General features: G+C 60.8%; 5 protein-coding genes. 3 read left to right on the top strand and 2 right to left on the bottom strand.

Annotated features, from left to right (window positions below; all coding sequences use genetic code 11):
- Window positions 1–19 precede the first annotated feature (19 nt).
- The 3 genes from ACOTZD_RS05730 to ACOTZD_RS05740 are packed head-to-tail and all read left to right on the top strand — an operon-like array spanning window position 20 to window position 3123.
- The gene (locus ACOTZD_RS05730; RefSeq protein ID WP_022651812.1) at window positions 20–2029 is read left to right on the top strand and encodes a protein-disulfide reductase DsbD family protein; all 2010 of its coding nucleotides are present in this window, start codon (window positions 20–22) and stop codon (window positions 2027–2029) included.
- 1 nt (window position 2030) lies between these two features.
- Complete coding sequence (locus tag ACOTZD_RS05735) at window positions 2031–2633, top strand: DsbA family protein (RefSeq protein WP_003863423.1); 603 nt, start codon at window positions 2031–2033, stop codon at window positions 2631–2633.
- The gene (locus ACOTZD_RS05740; protein ID WP_003863422.1) at window positions 2623–3123 is read left to right on the top strand and encodes a protein disulfide oxidoreductase; all 501 of its coding nucleotides are present in this window, start codon (window positions 2623–2625) and stop codon (window positions 3121–3123) included. The genes ACOTZD_RS05735 and ACOTZD_RS05740 overlap by 11 nt, the downstream gene beginning before the upstream one ends.
- Window positions 3124–3125: 2 nt before the next feature.
- Here the strand turns inward: ACOTZD_RS05740 and ACOTZD_RS05745 are convergent, their stop codons facing one another.
- Entirely contained in the window at window positions 3126–3869 is a 744-nt protein-coding gene (locus tag ACOTZD_RS05745; protein ID WP_032610085.1) for an SDR family oxidoreductase, read from the bottom strand.
- Window positions 3870–3939: 70 nt separating this feature from the next.
- Window positions 3940–6813, bottom strand: coding sequence for an aminomethyl-transferring glycine dehydrogenase (gene gcvP / locus ACOTZD_RS05750; RefSeq protein ID WP_129329264.1), 2874 nt, complete (start codon window positions 6811–6813; stop codon window positions 3940–3942).
- Window positions 6814–6902: the final 89 nt, after the last annotated feature.

Genomic DNA, 6902 nt, shown 5'->3' on the forward strand with positions numbered 1-6902 from the left:
TCATTTACGGAGATAATTTATGTTTACTGTATTCAGGCGACTGCTGGTCTGCCTGCTTTGGCTATGGCTGCCCCTCAGCCAGGCTGCCGACAGCGGCTGGCTGCGCGCCGCCGATAATCAGCACGCCAGCGTCAGGCTGCGTGCGCAACCCGAAAGCACTGGCGAAACCCGCCTGCTGCTGGACGTCGCCCTGCAAAAAGGCTGGAAAACCTACTGGCGCTCGCCGGGCGAAGGGGGCGTCGCACCCGCGATTAAATGGCATCAGCCCGTCGAGGTGAAATGGCGCTGGCCTGTGCCGCAGCGTTTCGACGTCGCGGGTATCACCACGCAGGGCTATCACGGCGATGTCAGCTTTCCCATCACCCTGCGGGGCGACGTCCCGAAGATCCTGAGCGGCGTGCTTACGCTCTCCACCTGTAGCAACGTCTGTATTCTTACCGACTACCCGTTTTCACTGAACATGACCGCATCCGCAGGCGCCGGTTTTGATTACGATTTCAGTCGGGCCATGGGCACCCTTCCGCTCAGCGGCGGGTTGACCTCAACGCTTAACGCCACCTATGCCCCCGGCAAGCTGACCGTAACGGCGCAGCGTGACGCAGGCTGGCAGGCGCCGTCCCTGTTTATCGACGGTATGGATGATGTTGATTTCGGCAAACCGGCCCTCACCGTGCGCGGTGATTCGCTGGTCGCCACCGTGCCCGTGACGGACAGCTGGGGCGAGGCCGCGCCCAACCTCAGCGGCAAAACCCTGTCGCTGGTTCTGGCCGATAGCGGGCAGGCGCAGGAGTCCAGCCTGAGCATTCAGCCGGGGAACGCCGCGCCGACGCTCTCGTTAGGCTGGGTGCTGCTGATGGCGCTGGCGGGCGGTCTGATCCTTAACGTCATGCCCTGCGTACTGCCCGTGCTGGCCATGAAGCTGGGCACGCTGATGCAAACCGAACGGCAGGCGCGGGGTCAGGTACGCCGACAGTTTCTTGCGTCGGTAGCCGGGATCGTGATCTCGTTCCTCGCGCTGGCGCTGATGATGACGGTTTTACGCTTAGGCAATCAGGCACTCGGCTGGGGGATCCAGTTCCAGAACCCGTGGTTTATTGGTGCGATGGCGATGGTGATGGTGCTTTTCAGCGCCAGCCTGCTGGGGTTGCTTGAAATCCGTCTCCCTTCCGGCGCCAGCACCTTCCTCGCCACGCGCGGCGGTAACGGGCTTGCGGGTCATTTCTGGCAAGGCGCGTTTGCCACGCTGCTGGCGACACCCTGCACCGCGCCGTTCCTGGGTACGGCGGTCTCGGTCGCGCTGGCGGCGCCGCTTCCCCTGCTGTGGGGGATCTTCCTGGCGATGGGTATCGGCATGAGCCTGCCGTGGCTGCTGGTGGCGGCCTGGCCGGGGCTGGCCCAGCGCTTGCCGCGTCCGGGACGCTGGATGAACGTCGTACGCGTAGTGCTGGGGATAATGATGCTCGGCTCATCGCTGTGGCTGCTGAGCCTGCTGACGGTGCACATTGGCAGCCTGCCCGTCATCACGCTGGGCGTGCTCCTGATCCTTACGCTGCTGCTGGTCACCGCCTGGCGCTACCGCTGGCAAACGGCACTGCGCGCCGGGGTATTAGCTGTAGTAGTGGCCGGAGCAGTCGCGTTTGTATCCGGCTCCGGCGGCGAGGGTTCCCGCCGCGATCGTATCCACTGGCAACCGCTCAGCGAGCAGGCCATTGCCCGCGCGCTGGCGGAGAACAAACGGGTGTTCGTCGACGTGACCGCCGACTGGTGCGTGACCTGTAAAGCCAATAAATACAACGTGCTGCTGCGCGACGACGTGCAGGATGCGCTCTCCGCCCCGGACGTTGTCGCCCTGCGCGGCGACTGGAGCCGCCCCTCAGATACCATCAGCCAGTTCTTAACCACGCGCGGCAGCGCCGCCGTGCCGTTTAACCAGATCTACGGACCGGGATTACCGCAGGGCCACGTGCTGCCTGCGTTGTTAAGCCGCGAAGCGGTGCTGAGCACCCTGTCCGATGCAAAAGGAAAATAACATGAGAGCCTTAATAGCCTTACTTCTGCTGTCGTTATCAACGTTCGGTTTCGCCGCACCGTCAGATGACGCTTCCAGCGACCAGCTGGCAAAACTGCTGTTTAACGACACCAACAGCCCGCGAACCGGCGCGGCATCGCCGAAGCTGACCATCGTCTCCTTCACGGACTACAACTGCCCGTATTGCAAGCAGTTCGACCCAATGCTGGAGAAAATCGTGCAGGAAAATCCCGACGTGCAGCTCATCGTCAAACTGCTGCCGTTTAAGGGACAAAGCTCGGTAAATGCCGCGAAAGCGGCGCTCTCGACGTGGCAGCAGGCGCCGGATAAATTCTGGGCGCTGCACCAGCGGTTGATGATGAAAAAGGGCTATCACGATGACGCCAGCATCGCCGCCGCGAAGGTCAAGACCGGAACGGACGGCATTAAAACGGATGATAAAACCATGGACAGCTTAAAGATGAACCTCATCCTGGCGCAGGTGCTGAATATTCAGGGTACCCCGGCGACCATTATCGGCGACCAGATGGTGGCGGGCGCCATTCCGTATGACGACCTGGAGGGGCTGGTCAAAGAACAGCTGGCAAACGTCCGTGGCAAGTAAGCTTCCGCGCCTGCTGCGCGAACTGGGCGTGTGGCTGCTGATTGGCATAGCCGTGAGCCTGGCGGTGGACTATTTCCGCCAGCCCGCGCTGCCGCAGAATTTCTCCGCGACGGCACTGCACACCCTCGACGGTCAGCCCGTCGATCTTATCGCCATGAGTAAGGAGCGACCGCTGCTGGTCTACGTCTGGGCGACATGGTGCGGCGTTTGCCGCTACACCACGCCGTCGGTGGCGGCGCTTGCCGCGGACGGGGGTAACGTGATGTCGGTTGCGCTGCGCTCGGGCGATAACGCGACGCTCGAAACATGGATGAGGAAGAAGAAGGCGATGATGCCCACGGTCAACGACGCCAGCGGAGAACTGGCGCGTGAGTGGGACGTTAAGGTGACGCCAACGCTGGTGGTGATCTCTCACGGTGAGGTGAAGTCGATCACCACCGGCTGGACCAGCGGCTGGGGAATGCGCCTGCGGCTGTGGCTGGCGTCTTAGCGTTACTTCCCGCCAGCCAGCTCCAGGAAGCTACCGGTAACATAGGAGGCTTTGTCGCTCAGCAGCCAGGCAATGGCCTGGGCGACCTCCTCCGGCTGACCGCCACGCTGCATCGGTAACATCGACTTCACCCGATCCACACGCCCCGGCTCGCCGCCGGAGGCGTGAATATCGGTATAAATCAGGCCTGGCCGCACGCCGTTAACGCGAATGCCCTGTGCCGCCACCTCCAGCGCGAGGCCGGTAGTCAGGGAATCCACCGCCCCTTTTGAGGCGGCATAATCCACATATTCCCCCGGCGCGCCCAGCCGTGATGCCGCCGAGGAGACATTCACAATCGCGCCGCCCTTGCCGCCGTGTTTATGCGACATGCGCTTCACCGCTTCACGGCAGCAGAGAAAATAGCCGGTGACGTTGGTAGCCAGCACGCGGTTAATACGTTCAGCGGAGAGGTTTTCAATGGTGGATTGTTCAAACAAAATTCCGGCGTTGTTCACCAGTGCGGCGAGCGGCTCACCTTCGCGATCGAGGCTGGCGAACATCGCCATCACCTGCGCTTCATCGCTGATGTCCGCGCGCATGGCAAAGGCTTTACCGCCCGCGTCCACGATCTGATTAATGACCTCTGTCGCGGCTTTGATGTTGTGATGAAAATTCACCGCAACGGTGTAGCCTTCGCTTGCCAGCTGTAGCGCGGTGGCTTTACCAATACCCCGGCTGGCGCCGGTGACCAGTGCAATTGCCATTCTTTTCTCCCAATAAAAAAGCCGGGTAGCGGCTTCGCTTTACCCGGCCTACGTTACTACAGGAACAACGTTACTGGTATTCGCTCATCGGTACGCAGGAGCAGAACAGGTTACGGTCGCCGTAAACATCATCAAGACGTTTCACGGTTGGCCAGTATTTGTTTACCACACCTGCCGGGAAGACAGCCAGTTCGCGGGTATAACCGTGGTTCCACTCTGCCACCAGTTCGTTCTGGGTATGCGGCGCGTTAACCAGCGGGTTATCTTCCAGCGTCCACTCCCCGCCTTTCACGCGGTCGATTTCGCTGCGGATCGCCAGCATGGCGTTGATAAAGCGATCCAGTTCCACCTTGCTTTCAGACTCGGTCGGCTCAACCATCAGCGTTCCCGCAACCGGGAAGGACATGGTTGGCGCGTGGAATCCGTAGTCGATCAGGCGCTTGGCAATATCCAGCTCGCTGATGCCCGTCTCTTCTTTCAGAGGACGAATATCGAGGATGCATTCGTGCGCCACGCGACCGTCGCGGCCGGTATAGAGCACCGGATAGGCGTCCTTCAGACGCGTTGCGATGTAGTTGGCGTTAAGGATCGCTACCTGGCTGGCCTGCTTCAGCCCTTCCGCGCCCATCATGCGGATATACATCCAGCTGATTGGCAGGATAGAGGCGCTGCCGAACGGTGCCGCGGAGACCGCGCCCTGACGGGTCAGCATGCCTTCAATCTGCACCACGCTGTGGCCCGGCACAAACGGTGCCAGGTGCGCCTTCACGCCGATTGGGCCCATACCCGGGCCGCCACCGCCGTGCGGAATGCAGAACGTTTTATGCAGGTTCAGGTGCGACACATCCGCGCCAATAAAGCCCGGAGAGGTGATGCCCACCTGGGCGTTCATGTTTGCGCCGTCGAGGTAAACCTGGCCGCCGAACTGATGCACCACTTCACACACTTCACGGATGGTCTCTTCGTACACGCCGTGGGTGGATGGGTAGGTCACCATGATGCAGGAGAGTTTGTCGCCCGCCTGCTCGGCTTTGGCGCGCAGGTCGGCCAGATCGATGTTGCCGTTTTTGTCGCACGCCACAACCACCACTTCCATTCCTGCCATCTGGGCAGAAGCCGGGTTGGTACCGTGGGCGGAGCTTGGGATCAGGCAGATATCGCGATGGCCTTCGTTGCGGCTTTCGTGATAGTGACGGATTGCCAGCAGGCCTGCATATTCACCCTGCGCGCCGGAGTTCGGCTGCATGCAGAGCGCGTCATAACCGGTCAGCTTCACCAGCCAGTCGGAGAGCTGGTTGATCATCATGTGATAACCTTCCGCCTGCTCAGCCGGGCAGAACGGGTGCAGCTCAGAGAATTCAGGCCAGGTAATTGGGATCATCTCAGCCGCGGCGTTCAGCTTCATGGTGCAGGAGCCCAGCGGGATCATCGCCTGGTTCAGCGCCAGATCTTTACGTTCCAGAGAGTGCATGTAACGCATCATCTCGGTTTCGCTGTGATAGCGGTTGAACACCGGGTGAGTCAGGATCGCGTCGTCGCGCAGCATGCTTTCCTGAATGGAGCGGCTGTCGAGCGCAACCTCTTTGTCGAGCGTATCAACGTCCAGACCGTGTGCGTCACCCAGCAATACGTTGAACAGGGTCAGGATATCGTCACGGGTGGTGCTTTCGTCCAGCGTAATGCCGACCGCATTGTGAATGTCGCTGCGCAGGTTGATTTGCGCTGCCTCGGCGCGCGCCAGCACGGCCGCTTTGTCTGCCACCTCGACGCACAGGGTGTCGAAATAGTGTTCATGACGCAGTCTGAGACCTTTCTGTTGCAGACCGCAGGCCAGGATATCGGCCAGACGGTGGATGCGGCTGGCAATGCGCTTCAGGCCAGCCGGACCGTGGAACACCGCGTACAGGCTGGCAATGTTAGCCAGCAGCACCTGCGAGGTACAGATGTTGGAGTTCGCTTTCTCGCGGCGGATATGCTGCTCGCGGGTCTGCATCGCCATGCGCAGCGCGGTGTTACCGGCGGCATCTTTCGATACGCCGATAATACGGCCTGGCATGGAACGTTTAAATTCATCTTTCGCGCCAAAGAACGCCGCGTGCGGGCCGCCGTAGCCCATCGGCACGCCGAAACGCTGGGCTGAGCCGAAGACAATATCCGCGCCCTGTTTACCTGGCGCCGTCAGCAGCACCAGTGCCATAAAATCAGCGGCGACGCTAATAATAACCTTACGGGATTTCAGCTCGGCGATCAGTGCGCCGTAGTCGTGCACTTCCCCGGTGGTGCCCACCTGCTGCAACAGCACGCCGAAGACGTCCTGGTGATCCAGCACTTTTTCAGCGTCGTCGACAATCACCTCAAAGCCGAAGGTTTCCGCACGGGTGCGCACCACGTCCAGCGTCTGGGGATGCACGTCCGCCGCGACGAAGAAGCGGTTGGCGTTTTTCAGTTTGCTCACGCGCTTCGCCATCGCCATCGCTTCCGCGGCGGCGGTGGCTTCATCCAGCAGCGAGGCAGAGGCGATATCCATACCGGTCAGATCCAGCGTCACCTGCTGGAAGTTCAGCAGCGCTTCCAGACGGCCCTGGGAGACTTCTGGCTGATATGGGGTATAAGCGGTGTACCAGCCCGGGTTTTCCAGCATGTTACGCAGGATCACCGGCGGTAACTGCACGTTGGTGTAGCCCATGCCAATGTAAGACTTATAGCGCTTGTTAAGGCCGGCGATGGCCTTCAGCTCCGCCAGCGCGGCGAACTCCGTCGTGGACTCGCCTACCTGCGGCGGCGTGGCAAGCTGGATGTCCTTTGGCACGATCTGGCCGATCAGTGCGTTTAATGAATCCGCGCCAACTGTCTTCAGCATCTCCTGCTGTTGCTGAGCATCCGGCCCAATGTGACGTTCAATGAAGGCGCCACGGTTTTCAAGCTGGCTTAAAGTCTGTGTCATGAGCGATGGTTCCTGAAACGTGCAGTGAATGTGTTTTCTCCCTCTCCCTAAGGGAGAGGGCTGGGGTGAGGGTATCGTCTGGGGGCCCC

It is taken from the genome of Enterobacter cloacae complex sp. SHL022 (assembly GCF_049237785.1).
Taxonomy (GTDB): Bacteria; Pseudomonadota; Gammaproteobacteria; order Enterobacterales; family Enterobacteriaceae; genus Enterobacter; species Enterobacter hormaechei_C.